Origin of the sequence: Actinoallomurus sp. NPDC050550 (assembly GCF_040655075.1) — a bacterium.
Classification (GTDB): domain Bacteria; phylum Actinomycetota; class Actinomycetes; order Streptosporangiales; family Streptosporangiaceae; genus Actinoallomurus.
In genome coordinates this window covers 1-2,041 of the sequence record NZ_JBFAJC010000141.1, presented here as the reverse complement: position 1 = coordinate 2,041, position 2,041 = coordinate 1, and the positions used below count along the sequence as shown (strand labels likewise).

Below are 2,041 nucleotides of genomic sequence, written 5' to 3'. Positions count from 1 at the left end.
CATCCACCGGCGCCATACCGTCCGTTCGGTACGGCGGATCGAACTGATGCGAGTCGGACGGCTGTGAGTCGAACGTCGGCGGGCTGAACGCCGTTCCCGGACGCGGCGGCCTGTCCGGCATGATGACCTCGCCCTGCCGGTCGGTCGGCGTGGCGCCGTGCCCGAGGGGGGCCTCTTCCGTGACAGCGTTCCACGCCGCCCGGGCCCTGGCACGCCCGTCCCCTAGGCCCTTCCAGCCGGCGGCAGCCAGACCGGCCACGAAGACCTTGCCGTTGATCACGCCCGCCTGACGTGCGTCATGGGCGAACCGCTGCAGCTGCTCGTACGTGGGCGTGGCGTCACGCCGGGGGGGCAAGGTCACCCATGCGGGGACCTCCACCGGGGCCGCCGCCAGCGGGGCGGCGTTCCACGTCTGCCACGCTCTGGCATACCAGAACCCTAGGCCTCTCCAGCCGGCGGCGGCCAGACCAGCCGCGAAGACGTTGCCGTTGCGTACGCCTGCTTGGCGTGCGTCCTGGGCGAATTGCTGCAGTTGCTGGTCGGTGGGCGTGTCGCCGTGCTGGGGGGGCCGGGTCACCCATGCGGGGACTTCGGCGGCAGAAGCGAATTGCTGCAGTTGCTGGTCGGTGGGTGTGTCGCCGTGCTGGGGGGGCCGGGTCACCGATGTGGGGGCCGCCGCCGGGGCCGCTGGCTGGACGGCGTTCAACGTCTCCCGGGCCCTGGCGCCCGCTTGCCCAAGGCTCCTCCAGCCGGCGTCGAAAAGACCGGCCACGAAGGCGTTGCCGCTGCGTACGCCTGCTTGGCGTGCGTCCTGGGCGAATTGCTGCAGTTGCTGGTCGGTGGGTTTGTCGCCGTGCTGGGGGGGCCGGGTCGCCCATGCGGGGACCGCCGCCGGGGTCGCCGCCGGGTCGGCGTTCCATGCCTCCCGGGCCCTGGCGTACCTGTGCCCTAGGCTCCTCCAGCCGACGGCGGTAAGACCGGTCACGAAGGCGTTGCCGTTGCTCACGCCTGCTTGGCGTGCGTCCTGGGCGAATTGCTGCAGCTGCTGGTCGGTGGGCGTGTCGCCGTGCTGGGGGGGCCGGGTCGCCCATGCGGGGACCGCCGCCGGGGTCGCCGCCGGGTCGGCGTTCCATGCCTCCCGGGCCCTGGCGTACCTGTGCCCTAGGCTCCTCCAGCCGACGGCGGTAAGACCGGTCACGAAGGCGTCGCCGTTGCTCACGCCTGCTTGGCGTGCGTCCTGGGCGAATTGCTGCAGCTGCTGGTCGGTGGGCGTGTCGCCGTGCTGGGGGGGTAGGGTCGCCCATGCGGGGACCGCCGCCGGGGCCGCCGCCGGCGGGGCAGCATTCCATGCCTCCCGGGCCCTGGCGTAGCCTTGTCTTAGGCCTTCCCAGCCCGCAGCGGTAAGACCGGCCACGAAGGCGTTGCCGTTGCTCACGCCTGCTTGGCGTGCGGCAGAAGCGAATTGCTGCAGCTGCTGGTCGGTGGGCGTGTCGCCGTACTGGGAGGGCCGGGCCACCCATGCGGGGACCTCCGCCGGGGCCGCCACCCGGGTTGCTTTCGTGACAGCGTTCCACGCCTGCCAGACCCTGGCTTGCTGCCCTCCCCCTATGCCCCCCCAGCGGGCGGCGAAAAGACCAGTCAGGAAGATGCTGCCGCTGCTCACGTTCGCGTCGCGTGCGTCCTGGGCGAATTGCTGTAGCTGCTGGTCGGTGGGTCTAGCGCCGGGCGTGGGGGGTGTGGGTGCGTTCCAGGTGTCTGGTCCCCGTTTTCTTGGGGCGCCGGTGTGGGGGTGGGTGGGGTCGGTCAGGGCCCGTGCGGTGGGGGCAGGGGTTGGGGTGGGGGTGTGGGAGCGGCCGTCGGGTGTGATGATCAGTGCGCGGGCTTCGGTGCCCAGGTCCGGGAGGGCACCGGGGTTGGGTGTGTCGGTGGTGCCGGGGTTTTGCGTGGTCTGAAGGTCGGGGGTGAGGGTGGGCGGGTCGGCCGGGTTCGGGCCGGTGAAGGGTGTGAGGTTGTACTCGCCGGGCCGGGTGGGGTTGATCAG

General features: G+C 72.0%; 1 pseudogene. It reads right to left on the bottom strand.

What is annotated here, in order from left to right:
- Positions 1 to 2,041: pseudogene (locus AB0I04_RS55085) on the bottom strand (hypothetical protein); the annotation flags it as partial.